The 15450-nt window shown below is 61.2% G+C and carries 11 protein-coding genes; 9 read left to right on the top strand and 2 right to left on the bottom strand.

Annotated elements, in window-relative coordinates:
* Positions 1-85: 85 nt before the first annotated feature.
* Genes dnaA through gyrB form a run of 4 tightly spaced genes read left to right on the top strand, consistent with a single transcriptional unit; the run spans position 86 to position 6309 of the window.
* Entirely contained in the window at positions 86-1621 is a 1536-nt protein-coding gene (dnaA, locus tag ACXHGZ_RS22030; RefSeq protein ID WP_480461559.1) for a chromosomal replication initiator protein DnaA, read from the top strand.
* Between the two features lie 40 nt (positions 1622-1661).
* Positions 1662-2765 carry a DNA polymerase III subunit beta gene (gene dnaN / locus ACXHGZ_RS22035; RefSeq protein WP_196154726.1) on the top strand — a complete coding sequence of 368 codons (1104 nt, stop codon included), beginning with the start codon at positions 1662-1664 and terminating at the stop codon, positions 2763-2765.
* A gap of 15 nt (positions 2766-2780) precedes the next feature.
* Entirely contained in the window at positions 2781-3884 is a 1104-nt protein-coding gene (gene recF / locus ACXHGZ_RS22040; protein ID WP_480461561.1) for a DNA replication/repair protein RecF, read from the top strand.
* A gap of 4 nt (positions 3885-3888) precedes the next feature.
* Positions 3889-6309: a DNA topoisomerase (ATP-hydrolyzing) subunit B gene (gene gyrB, locus ACXHGZ_RS22045; protein ID WP_324815814.1), complete on the top strand. Its 2421-nt coding sequence runs from the start codon at positions 3889-3891 to the stop codon at positions 6307-6309.
* Between the two features lie 79 nt (positions 6310-6388).
* On the opposite strand, the gene ACXHGZ_RS22050 is transcribed toward gyrB, so the two are convergent.
* Complete coding sequence (locus tag ACXHGZ_RS22050; protein ID WP_480461563.1) at positions 6389-7687, bottom strand: sigma-54 interaction domain-containing protein; 1299 nt, start codon at positions 7685-7687, stop codon at positions 6389-6391.
* A gap of 232 nt (positions 7688-7919) precedes the next feature.
* Here ACXHGZ_RS22050 and ACXHGZ_RS22055 point away from each other — a divergent pair, with 232 nt between their 5' ends.
* The 3 genes from ACXHGZ_RS22055 to ACXHGZ_RS22065 are packed head-to-tail and all read left to right on the top strand — an operon-like array spanning position 7920 to position 10939.
* On the top strand, positions 7920-8804 hold the full coding sequence (locus tag ACXHGZ_RS22055) for an MBL fold metallo-hydrolase (RefSeq protein WP_480461565.1): 885 nt from the start codon (positions 7920-7922) through the stop codon (positions 8802-8804).
* Between the two features lie 39 nt (positions 8805-8843).
* Positions 8844-10124, top strand: coding sequence for an NAD(P)/FAD-dependent oxidoreductase (locus ACXHGZ_RS22060; RefSeq protein WP_480461568.1), 1281 nt, complete (start codon positions 8844-8846; stop codon positions 10122-10124).
* Positions 10121-10939, top strand: a complete 819-nt coding sequence (locus ACXHGZ_RS22065) for a sulfite exporter TauE/SafE family protein (protein ID WP_480461570.1) — start codon at positions 10121-10123, stop codon at positions 10937-10939. Before ACXHGZ_RS22060 ends, ACXHGZ_RS22065 begins: the two co-directional genes overlap by 4 nt.
* Here the strand turns inward: ACXHGZ_RS22065 and ACXHGZ_RS22070 are convergent.
* Positions 10928-11815, bottom strand: coding sequence for a LysR family transcriptional regulator (locus ACXHGZ_RS22070; RefSeq protein ID WP_084855244.1), 888 nt, complete (start codon positions 11813-11815; stop codon positions 10928-10930). The two genes, ACXHGZ_RS22065 and ACXHGZ_RS22070, sit on opposite strands and share 12 nt — an antisense overlap.
* Before the next feature lie 176 nt (positions 11816-11991).
* Between ACXHGZ_RS22070 and ACXHGZ_RS22075 the strand changes: the two genes are divergently transcribed.
* Positions 11992-13641: a GMC family oxidoreductase gene (locus ACXHGZ_RS22075; protein ID WP_480461572.1), complete on the top strand. Its 1650-nt coding sequence runs from the start codon at positions 11992-11994 to the stop codon at positions 13639-13641.
* Positions 13642-13737: 96 nt separating this feature from the next.
* Positions 13738-15360, top strand: a complete 1623-nt coding sequence (locus ACXHGZ_RS22080) for an MFS transporter (RefSeq protein ID WP_480461573.1) — start codon at positions 13738-13740, stop codon at positions 15358-15360.
* Positions 15361-15450: the final 90 nt, after the last annotated feature.

Consider the following 15450-nt stretch of genomic DNA (forward strand, 5'->3'; position numbering starts at 1 on the left):
TGCCACATGTGGATAAGTGGCTGACCTCCCGGTACAATGGCGGTTTGTTTTTTGCCTCATCCGGCTTTCAACTCAGGGGATATCCGTGTCAGTGGAACTTTGGCAGCAGTGCGTGGAGCTTCTACGCGATGAACTGCCTGCCCAGCAATTCAACACCTGGATCCGTCCGCTACAGGTCGAAGCCGAAGGCGACGAGTTGCGCGTGTATGCGCCCAACCGTTTCGTTCTCGATTGGGTCAATGAAAAATACCTGGGCCGCCTGCTCGAACTGTTGGGCGAGCATGGCAGCGGCATTGCGCCTGCCCTTTCCTTATTAATAGGTAGCCGCCGCAGCTCCGCGCCGCGTGCCGCGCCCAATGCGCCGGTCAGTGCAGCCATGGCGGCGTCCATGGCCCAGCAGACCCAGGTGCAACAACCAGCCCAGGTCGTCGCAGCCAGCGAACCGGTCGTCGAGCCTGCGCTGGAGCTTGCCCCTGCCCTCGAGATCGAAGAGCCGTCTTCGCGTGACAATTTCGACGCCATGGGCGATTCCGCCTCGGCGCCGGCTACCACCGGTCGTACCGAGCAGCGCACCGTTCAGGTCGAAGGCGCCCTCAAGCACACCAGCTACCTGAACCGCACCTTCACCTTCGAGACCTTTGTCGAAGGTAAATCGAACCAACTGGCCCGTGCCGCTGCATGGCAGGTCGCCGACAACCCCAAGCATGGCTACAACCCGCTCTTCCTTTATGGTGGCGTGGGCCTGGGTAAAACCCACCTCATGCATGCTGTGGGTAACCATCTGCTCAAGAAGAACCCAAATGCCAAGGTTGTCTACCTGCATTCCGAGCGGTTCGTGGCAGACATGGTCAAGGCGCTGCAGCTCAATGCAATCAACGAGTTCAAGCGTTTCTATCGCTCCGTCGATGCGCTGCTGATCGACGATATCCAGTTCTTTGCCCGCAAGGAGCGCTCCCAGGAAGAGTTTTTCCACACCTTCAACGCCCTGCTCGAAGGTGGTCAGCAGGTGATCCTCACCAGTGACCGCTATCCGAAGGAAATCGAAGGGCTGGAAGAGCGCCTGAAGTCACGTTTCGGCTGGGGCCTGACGGTTGCCGTCGAGCCTCCCGAGCTGGAAACCCGCGTGGCGATCCTCATGAAGAAGGCCGACCAAGCCAAGGTCGAGCTGCCACACGACGCAGCGTTCTTCATCGCCCAGCGCATTCGCTCCAACGTACGTGAGCTGGAAGGCGCACTGAAACGGGTGATCGCCCATTCGCACTTCATGGGCCGGGACATCACCATCGAGCTGATTCGTGAATCGCTCAAGGACCTGCTGGCGCTTCAGGACAAGCTGGTCAGTGTGGATAACATCCAGCGTACCGTGGCCGAGTACTACAAGATCAAGATCGCCGACCTGTTGTCCAAGCGGCGTTCGCGGTCCGTCGCTCGCCCACGTCAGGTCGCCATGGCCTTGTCCAAGGAGCTGACCAACCACAGCTTGCCGGAAATCGGCGACATGTTCGGCGGTAGGGACCACACCACGGTGTTGCACGCCTGCCGCAAGATCAATGAATTGAAGGAATCCGACGCGGACATCCGCGAGGACTACAAGAACCTGCTGCGTACGCTGACGACCTGATGGGCGTCGGAGCAGCTAATTGAAGGCAAGGGACTAGACCATGCATTTCACCATTCAACGCGAAGCCCTGTTGAAACCCCTGCAACTGGTCGCAGGCGTCGTCGAGCGCCGCCAGACCTTGCCGGTCCTGTCCAACGTGCTGCTGGTCGTACAAGGCCAGCAACTGTCGTTGACCGGTACCGACCTGGAAGTCGAACTGGTTGGCCGCGTGCAACTGGAAGAGCCGGCGGAGCCTGGCGAGATCACTGTCCCGGCCCGCAAGCTGATGGACATCTGCAAGAGCCTGCCCAACGATGTCCTGATCGATATCAAGGTCGACGAGCAGAAGCTGTTGGTAAAAGCCGGTCGCAGCCGTTTCACCCTGTCGACCTTGCCGGCCAATGACTTCCCGACCGTCGAGGAAGGCCCTGGCTCGCTGACCTGCAACCTGGAGCAAAGCAAGCTGCGCCGTTTGATCGAGCGCACCAGCTTCGCCATGGCCCAACAGGACGTGCGCTATTACCTCAATGGTATGCTGCTGGAGGTATCGACCGACACGCTGCGCGCCGTTGCCACCGATGGTCACCGTTTGGCGCTGTGCTCCATGCAGGCGGCGATTGGCCAGGCCGAACGTCACCAGGTCATCGTTCCACGCAAAGGTATCCTGGAGCTGGCGCGTCTGCTGACCGACCCGGAAGGCATGGTCAGCATCGTTTTGGGCCAGCACCACATTCGCGCGACTACCGGTGAGTTCACCTTCACGTCGAAGCTGGTCGATGGCAAGTTCCCGGACTACGAGCGTGTCCTGCCTAAAGGTGGCGACAAGCTGGTGATCGGTGATCGTCAGGCGCTGCGCGAAGCATTCAGCCGCACCGCGATCCTGTCCAACGAAAAGTACCGTGGCATTCGCCTGCAGCTGGCTTCCGGCCAATTGAAGATCCAGGCCAACAACCCTGAGCAGGAAGAAGCGGAAGAAGAAATCAGCGTCGACTACAACGGCAGTTCGCTGGAGATCGGGTTCAACGTCAGCTACCTGCTGGACGTGCTGGGCGTCATGACCACGGAGCAGGTGCGCCTGATCCTGTCCGACTCCAACAGCAGCGCCCTGCTCCAGGAAGCCGGCAACGATGATTCCTCCTACGTCGTCATGCCGATGCGCCTGTAACCTGTAGCAGGCCAAATGTCCCTTCGACGTATCATGGTCACCGCGGTGCGCAACCTGCACCCGGTGACTCTCTCTCCCTCTCCTCGCATCAATATCCTCTACGGCGCCAACGGCAGCGGCAAGACCAGTGTGCTGGAGGCGGTGCACCTGTTGGGGTTGGCTCGGTCCTTCCGCAGTACACGCTTGAACCCGGTCATTCAATACGAGCAGCCAACCTGCACGGTATTTGGCGAAGTTCAGCTTGTCGAAGGTGGTACCAGCAGCCTGGGCATCGCCAGGGATCGCCAGGGAGAATTCACTATCCGTATTGATGGGCAGAATGCGCGTAGTACAGCCCAGCTGGCCGAGTTGCTGCCGCTGCAGCTGATCAACCCGGATAGTTTTCGTCTGCTTGAAGGCGCCCCTAAGATTCGACGGCAGTTTCTGGATTGGGGAGTGTTCCACGTGGAACCTCGGTTCATGGCTGCCTGGCAGCGCCTGCAGAAGGCACTGCGGCAGCGGAACTCATGGTTGCGTCATGGTACACTTGACGCTGCTTCGCAAGCTGCCTGGGACCGGGAATTGTGCCTGGCCAGCGCGGAGATAGATGAATACCGTCGCAACTACATCAAGGCCTTGAAGCCTGTCTTCGAGCGAACCCTGAGCGAACTGGTGGAGCTGGACGGGTTGACCCTGAGCTACTACCGAGGCTGGGACAAGGACCGGGAACTCAACGAAGTACTCGCCTCTTCTCTTCTTCGGGATCAGCAGATAGGCCATACCCAGGCCGGCCCACAGCGTGCAGATTTGCGCCTTCGACTGGGTGCGAACAACGCCGCCGACATCCTCTCACGGGGCCAGCAGAAGCTCGTGGTGTGTGCCCTGCGGATTGCCCAAGGCCACCTCGTCAGCCAGGCTCGCCGCGGTCATTGTATTTATCTCGTGGATGACTTGCCGTCCGAGTTGGATGAGCAGCATCGCCGTGCGCTATGCCGCTTGCTGGAAGAATTACACTGCCAGGTTTTTATCACCTGTGTAGATCACGAATTACTGAGGGAAGGCTGGCAGACGGAAACGCCAGTTGCTTTGTTCCACGTGGAACAAGGCCGTATCACCCAGACCCACGACCATCGGGAGTGAAGGCATGAGCGAAAATCAAACGTACGACTCCTCCAGCATCAAGGTGCTGAAAGGGCTGGATGCCGTGCGCAAGCGTCCCGGCATGTACATTGGCGACACCGATGATGGCAGCGGCCTGCACCACATGGTCTTCGAAGTGGTCGATAACTCGATCGACGAAGCGCTCGCCGGTCACTGCGACGACATCACTGTCATCATTCACCCAGACGAATCCATCAGTGTTCGCGACAACGGTCGCGGCATTCCTGTCGATGTTCACAAGGAAGAAGGCGTATCGGCTGCCGAAGTCATCATGACCGTTCTGCACGCAGGCGGTAAATTCGATGACAACTCCTACAAGGTTTCCGGTGGACTGCACGGTGTGGGTGTATCCGTGGTGAACGCCCTGTCCGAGAAGCTGGTACTGACCGTACGCCGCAGCGGCAAGATCTGGGAGCAGACCTACGTCCATGGTGTTCCACAGGCACCTATGGCCGTTGTCGGTGATAGCGAAACTACCGGCACCCATATCCACTTCAAGCCTTCGGCTGAAACCTTCAAGAACATCCACTTCAGCTGGGACATCCTGGCCAAGCGGATTCGCGAACTGTCATTCTTGAACTCGGGCGTAGGCATCCTGCTCAAGGACGAACGCACCGGCAAGGAAGAGTTCTTCAAGTACGAAGGTGGTCTGCGTGCATTCGTTGAATACCTGAATACCAACAAGACCCCGGTCAACTCCCAGGTGTTCCACTTCAATGTTCAGCGTGATGACGGCGTGGGTGTCGAAGTCGCCCTGCAGTGGAACGACAGCTTCAACGAAAACCTGCTGTGCTTTACCAACAACATCCCGCAGCGTGACGGTGGTACCCACCTGGTCGGCTTCCGCTCCTCGCTCACCCGTAGCTTGAACAACTACATCGAGCAAGAAGGCCTGGCCAAGAAGAACAAGGTTGCGACCACCGGTGACGATGCCCGCGAAGGCCTGACCGCAATCATTTCAGTCAAGGTGCCGGATCCGAAGTTCAGCTCGCAGACCAAGGACAAGCTGGTTTCCTCGGAGGTGAAGACCGCCGTGGAACAGGAGATGAACAAGTACTTTGCCGACTTCCTGTTGGAAAACCCCAACGAAGCCAAGGCGGTGGTCGGCAAGATGATCGATGCTGCCCGTGCCCGTGAAGCGGCGCGCAAGGCACGTGAGATGACCCGCCGCAAAGGTGCGTTGGACATCGCCGGCCTGCCAGGCAAACTCGCTGATTGCCAGGAAAAGGACCCTGCCCTTTCCGAACTCTACCTGGTGGAGGGTGACTCCGCGGGTGGCTCGGCCAAGCAAGGCCGTAACCGTCGCACCCAGGCGATCCTCCCGCTCAAGGGCAAGATTCTCAACGTCGAGAAAGCACGTTTCGACAAGATGATCTCCTCCCAGGAAGTGGGCACGCTGATCACTGCGCTGGGCTGTGGCATCGGTCGCGAAGAGTACAACATCGACAAGCTGCGTTATCACAACATCATCATCATGACCGATGCTGACGTTGACGGTTCGCACATCCGTACCCTGCTGCTGACCTTCTTCTTCCGCCAGCTGCCGGAGCTGGTCGAGCGTGGCTACATCTATATCGCTCAGCCGCCGCTGTACAAGGTGAAGAAAGGCAAGCAGGAGCAGTACATCAAGGACGACGAGGCCATGGAAGAATACATGACCCAATCGGCCTTGGAGGATGCCAGCCTGCACCTGGACGAGTCGGCGCCAGCCGTTTCCGGCGTGCAACTCGAAGCGCTGGTGAACGAGTTCCGTGGTGTGATGAAAACGCTCAAGCGTCTGTCGCGCCTGTATCCGGAGGAACTGACCGAGCACTTCATCTACCTGCCGGAAGTTACCCTCGATCATCTGGCAGATCATGCAGGCATGCAGGCATGGCTGGGCAAATTCCAGGAGCGCCTGAACAACAGCCAGAAGTCCGGCCTGACCTACCAGGCCAGCCTGCGCGAAGACAAGGAGCGCAACATCTGGCTGCCGGAAGTGGAAGTCACCTCCCACGGCCTGGCCAGCTACGTCACCTTCAACCGCGACTTCTTCGGAAGCAACGATTACCGCTCGGTCGTCGCGGTGGGCGCCAAGCTGGCGACCCTGCTGGGTGAGGGCGCCTATGTTCAGCGTGGCGAGCGTCGCAAGGCGGTCACCGAGTTCAAGGAAGCCCTCGACTGGCTGATGAACGAAACCACCAAGCGTCATACCATCCAGCGATACAAAGGTCTGGGCGAGATGAACCCTGACCAGCTGTGGGAAACCACGATGGACCCAACCGTGCGTCGTATGCTCAAGGTGACCATCGAAGATGCCATCGCTGCCGACCAGCTGTTCAACACCTTGATGGGCGATGCGGTCGAGCCGCGTCGTGACTTCATTGAAAGCAATGCGCTGTCGGTGTCCAACCTGGACTTCTGATTAGCAAGCAGCAATTAAAAGCCAATCCTTATGGGTTGGCTTTTTTTCGTCTGGAGGAAAGTGTTTCACGTGGAACGTTCTATAAACCCAACGCTTTCAGGCGCCTGTACAAGGTCCGTTCACTCATCCCCAAATGCTCGGCCAGTTCGCTTCGAGACCCTTTGAAAGTCTCCAATGCGTGTATCAGGTCGGCCATCTCTTTACGGCCACGTCCGCGTGAAACGGTCGCCTCGACCACAGGGTAAATATCCTCCGGAAGGTGTTCCGGGCGGATCAGCCCGTCATCGGCAAATAACCTGGCCCGCTCAAGAATGTTGCGCAGTTCGCGGATATTCCCCGGAAAGGTATGCAGGCTAAGCTGATCCAGGGCTTCGGCGGTCATCTCTGGCGACTGTTTGCCTGCCATTCGTTGCAACAGGCTTTCACACAGCAGGGGCAGATCTTCCACCCGCTCACGCAAGGCAGGCAGGCGGATCGGGAAACCGCTGATGCGGTAATACAGGTCTTCACGGAAGGAGCCTTCCGCAGCCATCTGCTTCAAGGGCTTGTGGGTCGCCGAAACCAGGCGGAAATCCGAATGGACCGTTCGCGTGCTGCCCACCGGGCGGAAACTGCCCGACTCGATCAGACGCAACAGTTTGACCTGCATGGCCAAGGGCACTTCACCGATTTCGTCGAGAAACAGCGTGCCCCCGTGGGCGGCTTCGGCCAAGCCGATCTTGCGTTGGGTCGCACCGGTAAATGCGCCTTTCTCGTAGCCGAACAGCTCGCTCTCGAACAACGACTCGGTCAGACCGGTGCAGTCCACTACCACCAATGGACCATTAGCCCTAGGGCTGCCCAAGTGCAAGGCACGTGCGAACAATTCCTTGCCAGTACCGGACTCACCCTGCAGCAGCACCGGGATCTGTGCCGGTGCGGCCCGCTGCAGGCTGGCGACAGCCGATTTGAACGCAGGGGCCCGACCGACCAGCCCTTGCTCTTGTGGCTGGGCGGAGGCCAGGGTCACGCTGGTCAGACGCTCGACGAACGCCACCACCCTGCCCTCGTCATCGAGGATTGGGCGCAGTTCTACATCCACATGCTCAGGGCCTCGGGGGGTGTGATGAATATGCAGCACGCGCTCTGGCATCTTGCTGTCCAGTGACTTGCGCAACGGGCAATGCTCGCCAGCCTGATCACAAGGCACAGCATAGTGGTGCGAGACCCGGTGGCATTTCTGACCGATGGGCGCGTGGTCCTGGCTGGCGAACTGACGACGATATGCGGCATTGGCGGCCAGGATGTTGTAGTCGGTGTCCAGCACGATGCTGGGTAGCACATCGTGTTCGAGGTAGGACACCAGCGCGAGGATCGCGGGATGAGAAGCGGCTTGCATGACGGCACCAGATAAAGGATCAAGCGAGCGTAGCAAGGACTGCCAAACACTGCCATTGGCTGTCAGTCGACTGCCAGATGCTGTCACTTCTGACAGGCACACAGGGTTCTATCACAGGGCAAGCCCGCATTTATGGAGGGAAGAGGTAGCGAAAACTGTGGCATGCATCTTGATAAAGCACTTTGCACTGCCTAAGCCTTCAAGAAGGCCCGGTGGATAATGGGAGAGTGAAATGATCATCGGCAACAACCTTCATGTGGAAGCCTTGTTCGACAAGGCAACCTCGACCATCAGCTACCTGGTCATGGATGGCGAGACGCGCCAGTGCGCACTGATCGACAGCGTGCTGGACTACGACCCAAAATCCGGACGCACCAGCACCGAGTCGGCCGACCGCCTGATCGCTCTGGTCGAGTCGCGCGAGGCCAAGGTGCAATGGATTCTCGAAACGCACGTTCACGCCGATCACTTGTCTGCCGCGGCCTACCTGAAGCGCCGGCTCGGTGGCACCACCGCCATCGGTGCGCAGATCACTCAGGTGCAGAAGACCTTCGGCACGTTGTTCAATGCCGAGCCCGGTTTCGCCCGTGACGGCAGCCAGTTCGATGTGTTGTTCGAGGACGAAGAAGGCTTTCGCATCGGCAACCTGCATGCCCGCGCGCTGCACACACCCGGGCATACCCCGGCCTGCTTGAGCTATAGAGTCGAGGATGCAGGCGAAACGGCTGTGTTCGTCGGCGATACCTTGTTCACACCCGACTACGGCACCGCCCGCTGCGATTTCCCTGGCGCCAGCGCCCGCACCCTGTATCGGTCGATCCGTCGTCTGTTGGCCTTCCCCGACCAGACCTACCTGTTCATGTGCCACGACTACCTGCCAGGTGGCCGCGAGCTGCGCTACGTGACCACTGTCGCCGAGCAGCGTGCCGGCAATATTCATATCCATGAAGGGGTCAGCGAGGACAGTTTCGTCTCCATGCGCGAAGCCCGTGACGCGACCCTCGACATGCCTGTGCTGATCCTGCCTTCGGTACAGATCAACATGCGCAGCGGGCAGCTCCCCGAGCCCGAGGCCAATGGCGTGAGCTATTTGAAGATCCCGCTGAACACGCTGTAAGCCCGCGCTGCACCCATAATGAGATTCAAGGAAACCGCCATGCCTGCCCTGCTGTCCCCTGCCGATACATCCCGTGCCGACCATCACAAAGTGGTGATCGTCGGTGCCGGTGCTGCCGGTATCGCCACCGCCTCGAGCCTGATCGGCCGTGACCCTTCGCTGGACATCGCCCTGGTCGACCCAGCCGATGTGCACTATTACCAGCCTGGCTGGACCATGGTCGGCGCTGGTGTGTTCACGGCGCCGAGCACGGCTCGCACCATGGCCTCGACCATTCCCCGTGGGGTGCGCTGGATCAAGGCGCGGGTCGAAGGCTTCGACCCCCACGCGCAGTTGGTCACCTTGGAAGATGGTCGTGCCATCAGTTATGAGCAATTGGTGGTTTGCCCAGGCCTCAAGCTGGATTGGAGCGCCATCGAAGGGCTGAACGAAACCCTGGGCCGCAACGGCGTGACGTCCAATTACCGCTATGACCTGGCGCCTTATACCTGGCAACTGGTGCAAACGCTCAAGCAAGGTCGTGCGCTGTTCACCCAGCCGCCGATGCCGATCAAGTGCGCGGGAGCGCCACAGAAGGCGCTGTACTTGTCGTGTGACCACTGGTTGCGCCAGGGGCACCTGGGCGCGATCAAGCCCAGTTTCTTCAACGCTGGCGCGGTGTTGTTCGGTGTTGCCGACTATGTCCCCGCGCTCATGGCCTACATCGACAAGTATGGCGTCGACCTCAACTATTCCCATCGCCTGATGGCGGTGGATGGGCCGAACAAGCGGGCGACCTTCGTGCGCACGCTGCCAGACGGTAGCAATGAAACCCGGGTCGAGGCCTTCGACATGCTCCATGTGGTGCCGCCACAGGTCGCGCCGGACTTCATTCGGCAAAGCCCGCTGGCCGACGCCGCCGGTTGGGTGGAGGTGGACCCGGCGACCTTGCGCCACCGCCGATTCGCCAATATCCACGCCCTGGGGGACGTCACCAATACCAGCAACGCCAAGACCGCCGCGGCCGCGCGCAAGCAGGCACCGGTTGTCGCCAACAACGTGCTGGTGGCCCTTGGGCGCTTGGCTACGCTGGCCCAATACGATGGCTACGGCTCCTGCCCGTTGACGGTCGAGCGGGGCAAAATCGTGCTTGCCGAATTCACCTACGGCGGCAAGGTGGCGCCGAGTTTCCCTCGCTGGTTGCTTGACGGGCGCCAGCCCACGCGCCTGGCCTGGTTGCTCAAGGCACGGATACTGCCGCCGTTGTACTGGAAGGGAATGCTCAAAGGCCGCGAGTGGTTGGCGCGGCCACAACCTTTGGTAGTCGAGGCTGGGCAGTGATCGAACAGCAACTTGTTGGTGCTGTGTTGGGGGCTGCTATTGGCGCTGTACTGGCCTTGACGGGAGCCGGTGGCGGCATCCTCGCGGTGCCCTTGCTGGTGTTCGGCCTGGGGCTGTCGATGGTCGAAGCGGCTCCCATCGGCTTGCTCGCCGTGGGTTTGGCGGCGGCGGTCGGAGCGGTGCTGGGGTTGCGCCAGGGGCTGGTGCGCTACCGCGCGGCAATGTTCATCGCGGCTATCGGCGTGGTCGCAGCGCCGTTCGGCTTGATGTTGGCCCATCGCTTGCCGAACACCCCGCTCGCGCTCGTGTTCGCCGGGGTGCTGGTCTATGCCTGCCTGCGTATCTGGCGCAAGGCGAACCGTGAGTTGCGCGGCGAACCAGCCTGCGGTGAGCGGCAGATCATGCCCTGCGTGCTCAACCCTTTGCAGGGGCGGTTGCGCTGGACCCTCCCCTGCGCCCGGGCGCTGGCGTTCACGGGCGTGCTGGCGGGGCTGCTGTCCGGGTTGCTGGGTGTTGGCGGTGGCTTCGTCATCATCCCGGCCTTGAACCGCTACACCAACTTGGACATGAAGAGCATCGTCGCCACATCGCTGGCCGTGATCGCCTTGGTGTCCGTGGGCAGCGTAGCCAGCGCCAGCCTGGCTGGCGTCATGCATTGGGCAGTAGGCGCACCGTTCGCCGCGGGTGCCGTGCTCGGTCTGCTGCTGGCGCGCCCCTTGGCGAGCAAGCTGGCCGGGCCGCGCCTGCAGCAATTGTTCGCCGTGACCGGCATCGGCGCGGCGCTGTTGTTGGCGGGCAAGGCGCTAGTCGGCTAGCAGCTCGGCCTGCTGCGCGTTGCACAGCGCCAGCAGGTAGTCCCAGACCACCCGCAGACGTACCGACTTGTGCAGTTCCCGGCGCGTACAGATCCAGTAGCTGCGCTGGATGGTTTCGCTGGGCAATACGCGAACCAGCGCAGGATCATGCCGCGCCATGTAGTTGGGCAGCACGGCAATGCCCAGCCCGGCACGGGCGGCTTGTTGCTGGGCGATCACGCTGGTGCTGCGGAATACCACGTTGGGCGCACGGCAGAAGCTGTTGAGAAACAGCAGTTCCTGGCTGAACAGCAGGTCATCGACGTAACCGATCCAGCTGTGCCGGGCCAGGTCTTCACGGTTACGCAGGGGCGGTGCCCGGTCCAGGTACGCCTGGCTGGCATACAGGGCCAGGCGGTAGTCGGTGAGCTTGCGCGTGATCAACAGGTCGGCGCTGGGCCGTTCCAGGTGGATGCTGATTTCCGCCTCCCGGTTGAGAATGCTGACGAAGCGCGGCACCGCCACCAACTCAACCTCGAGCCCCGGGTAGCGTTCGAACAGCGCATTCATGCGCGGGGTGAAGAACATGATGCCGATGCCTTCGGTGACGCCGAGGCGGATCTTGCCCAGCGGCGTGATGGCCTGGGTGATTTCCTCCTGGGCGAGCAGGGCCACGTTTTCCATGGCTTCGGCATGCTTGAGCAAGGCCTGGCCGGAGGGTGTGAGTTCGTAGCCCTGAGCGTGCTGGACGAACAGCGCGGTGCCCAGGCTCTGCTCGATGTTCTCGATATGCCGGGCGACGGTGCTGTGGGTGGTGTTGAGGCGCTTGGCGGCGGTCAGCAGCCGGCCGCTGCGCTGCAACTCGAGGAAGTACCGCAGATCATTCCAGTCGAACATGCTGTTCCCTGTGAATTTGGGGCTTCACTGCCCCCCTGTGTGAGCGGGCGGTATTACGGCTCCGGTAGGCGTTGCGCTAAAACGCACAGCGGCTGCGCGAAATCTCGTGTTTCGTCAGCGAAATTAATCAATAAGATGGTCCTCGACAAGAATAAAAATCAGGCGCGAGGTTTCACATGCCATCAGCCGATTCTGTCTTCGACTATGTGGTCGTCGGTGCCGGCCCCGCCGGCTGCCTGCTGGCCAACCGCTTGTCTGCCGACCCCTCCTGTCGCGTCCTGCTGCTAGAAGCGGGGGGGCCTGACAATTACCCCTGGATTCACATTCCCGTCGGCTACCTGCGCTGCATCGGCAACCCACGTACCGACTGGTGCTTCAACACCGAGGCGCAGCCAGGCCTGGGCGGGCGCAGCCTGGGCTACCCGCGGGGCAAGGTGCTGGGCGGCTGCTCTTCGATCAACGGCATGATCTACATGCGCGGCCAGGCCGCCGACTACGACCGCTGGGCCGAGCAAGGCAACGATGGCTGGGCGTGGAAGGACGTACTGCCATTGTTCAAGGCCAGCGAGCGCCATTTCGCCGGCCCCAGCGACAGCCATGGTGGCGAGGGGGAATGGCGGGTCGAGCAGCAACGCTACAGCTGGCCGATCCTGGATGCCTTCCGCGACGCCGCCGAGCAGAGCGGCATTGCCAAGGTGACGGACTTCAACACCGGCGACAATGCCGGCTGTGGATATTTTCAGGTCAACCAGCGCAGCGGCGTGCGTTGGAATGCTTCCAAGGCCTTCCTGCGGCCAGTGCAGGCGCGCCCCAACCTGACCGTGCTCACCGGCGTGCAGGTCGACCAGGTTATCCTGGACAACACCCGCGCCAAGGCCGTGAAGGCGCACTGGCAAGGCGCCTGGCATGCCTTCGAGGCGCAGCGGGAGATTATTCTTTGCGCAGGCTCCGTGGGTTCGCCCGGGATTCTCCAGCGTTCAGGCATCGGGCCGCGCAAGCTGCTCGAGGGCCTTGGAATCGGCGTGCGTCATGAGCTGCCTGGTGTGGGTGGCAACCTGCAGGATCACCTGCAATTGCGCCTGATCTACCAGGTGCGCAACACCCGTACGCTCAACCAGATGGCCAACAGCCTGTGGGGCAAGATGGAGATGGGCCTGCGCTATCTCTATGACCGCAGTGGTCCGTTGGCCATGGCGCCAAGCCAGCTGGGTGCGTTCGTTCGCTCCGGGCCGGAGCAGGCCACCGCCAACCTCCAGTATCACGTCCAGCCCCTGTCACTGGAGCGCTTCGGCGAGCCGTTGCATCGGTTTGCGGCGTTTACCGCGTCAGTGTGCAATCTACGCCCCGCGAGCCGTGGCCGTGTGGACATCCGCTCTGCCGACATGCTCGCCGCGCCTTTGATCGACCCCAACTACCTGAGCGACCCCGAGGACCTGCGTGTGGCCGCCGATGCCATCCGCCTCACGCGGCGCATCGTACAGGCCCCTGCCCTGGCGGCGTTCGACCCTCGTGAATACCTGCCAGGCCCCGCCCTGCAGACCGAGGCGCAATTGCACGAGGCCGCCGGCAGGATCGGCACCACCATCTTCCACCCGGTTGGCACCTGCCGCATGGGCTCAGGCCCGCTGGACGTTGTGGATAACCAGCTGCGCGTCCATGGAATACCGGGCTTGCGCATAGCCGACGCCTCGATCATGCCGCAGATCGTCTCGGGCAATACCTGTTCACCCACACTGATGATCGCCGAGAAGGCGGCTCAACTGATCCGAAACGGGAGCCCCACACAGACCAACCTCAACGACCTGAACGCGATACCGACGCCCTGACCCGGGTGCGTGCAACACCGGCGGCTCGCGGTCAGAAGCCGCCGACAGTGGAAAACAACAATAATCACTGTGGCCTGCGGGCCGAGGACAGCAACGATGTCGGATTACATCCAAGAGCAAGGCACGGCAGCCAGTACGGTCAGCCGACGTGAGGAACGCAAGATCATTTTCGCGTCATCCCTCGGGACGGTGTTCGAGTGGTATGACTTTTTTCTCTATGGCGCCCTGGCTGCGGTCATCAGCAAGCAGTTCTTTGCTGGAGTGAACGACACCACGGCGTTCATCTTCGCCTTGATGGCGTTCGCCGCAGGCTTTTTGGTCCGGCCATTCGGTGCGCTGGTGTTCGGTCGGCTGGGTGACATGATCGGGCGCAAGTACACCTTCCTGGTGACCATCGTGCTGATGGGGCTTTCTACCTTCGCCGTTGGTTTGCTGCCGACCTACGCCAGCATCGGCATCGCCGCGCCGATCATCCTGGTGCTGCTGCGCATGCTCCAAGGCCTGGCCTTGGGCGGCGAGTACGGTGGCGCGGCGACCTATGTGGCCGAGCATGCCCCGCCCGGCAAGCGGGGTTTCCATACCGGTTTCATTCAGTCCACGGCCACCCTTGGCTTGCTGCTTTCGCTGGTGGTCGTGCTGGGCAGCCGCTATGTCAGTGGCGACCAGTTCGAGACCTGGGGCTGGCGCTTGCCGTTCCTGCTGTCGATCGTCCTGCTGGCCATCTCCACCTGGATCCGCATGAGCATGGAAGAGTCACCAGCCTTCGTGAAAATGAAGGCCCAGGGTAAGGTCAGCAAGTCGCCGATTCGCGAGTCCTTCACTTCCTGGCCCAACCTCAAGGTGGTGCTCACCGCCCTGTTCAGCATCAATGCCGGCCAGGCCGTGACCTTCTATACCGCGCAGTTCTATGTGCTGTTCTTCCTGACCCAGATGCTCAAGATGGACCCGGCCCAGGCGAACACGCTGTTGATCATCAGCGTGGTGATCGGCGCGCCGTTCTTCGTGTTCTTCGGCTGGTTGTCCGACCGGGTGGGCCGCAAGCCGATCCTGATGATCGGCCTGCTGCTGGCCACCGTGCTGTATTTCCCGATGTTCAAGGCCCTGAGCCATTACGCCAACCCGCAGATCGCTGCGGCCAGCCAGCAGGCTCCAATCGTCGTGACAGCTGACCCGCAAGGCTGCACCTTCCAGTTCGACCCGGTCGGCAAGGCACGCTTCGACAGCCCCTGCGACAAGGTCAAGACGTTCCTGGTCAAGCAGGGCCTGCCCTACAGCTCGGTGGATGCCCCTGCGGGCGACCCGGTGGTGGTGAGTATCGGCGAGCAGCACATCGATGGTTTCGACGAAGCGGCCATGCGCATGGCCATCGAAGAAGCAGGGTACCCGGCCAAGGCGGACCCGGCGAGCGTCAACCAAGTGATGGTGGTGGTGCTGATCGTCGCCATGATCCTTATCGCCACGATGACCTACGGGCCGTTGGCGGCGGTGATGGTCGAGCTGTTCCCGACCCGCATCCGCTACACCTCTATGTCGCTGCCGTATCATATCGGCAATGGCTGGTTCGGCGGCTTCCTGCCTACCGTGTCGTTCGCACTGGTGGTGTATACCGGGGATATCTTCTATGGGCTGTGGTATCCGGTGTTGATCACCGGAGTGAGCCTGGTGGTGGGGATCTTCTGCCTGAAGGAGACCAAGGATGTGGATATCGACAAGATCTAGCCTTTGCCATGCCGTCGCGATGGCAGGGCTGGCCTAATCGCGGGACAAGCCCGCTCCCACACAAAGCTTCAAGCAAAAACCGGCGTAAAA

The organism is Pseudomonas shiyinii (genome assembly GCF_056725765.1).

What these genes read in the sequence shown, in the direction of transcription:
- dnaN (WP_196154726.1), top strand. Translation starts at nt 1,662, where the DNA reads ATGCATTTCACCATTCAACGCGAAGCCCTGTTGAAACCCCTGCAACTG.
- recF (WP_480461561.1), top strand. Translation starts at nt 2,781, where the DNA reads ATGTCCCTTCGACGTATCATGGTCACCGCGGTGCGCAACCTGCACCCG.
- gyrB (WP_324815814.1), top strand. Translation starts at nt 3,889, where the DNA reads ATGAGCGAAAATCAAACGTACGACTCCTCCAGCATCAAGGTGCTGAAA.
- ACXHGZ_RS22050 (WP_480461563.1), bottom strand. Translation starts at nt 7,687, where the DNA reads ATGCAAGCCGCTTCTCATCCCGCGATCCTCGCGCTGGTGTCCTACCTC.
- ACXHGZ_RS22055 (WP_480461565.1), top strand. Translation starts at nt 7,920, where the DNA reads ATGATCATCGGCAACAACCTTCATGTGGAAGCCTTGTTCGACAAGGCA.
- ACXHGZ_RS22060 (WP_480461568.1), top strand. Translation starts at nt 8,844, where the DNA reads ATGCCTGCCCTGCTGTCCCCTGCCGATACATCCCGTGCCGACCATCAC.
- ACXHGZ_RS22070 (WP_084855244.1), bottom strand. Translation starts at nt 11,815, where the DNA reads ATGTTCGACTGGAATGATCTGCGGTACTTCCTCGAGTTGCAGCGCAGC.
- ACXHGZ_RS22075 (WP_480461572.1), top strand. Translation starts at nt 11,992, where the DNA reads ATGCCATCAGCCGATTCTGTCTTCGACTATGTGGTCGTCGGTGCCGGC.
- ACXHGZ_RS22080 (WP_480461573.1), top strand. Translation starts at nt 13,738, where the DNA reads ATGTCGGATTACATCCAAGAGCAAGGCACGGCAGCCAGTACGGTCAGC.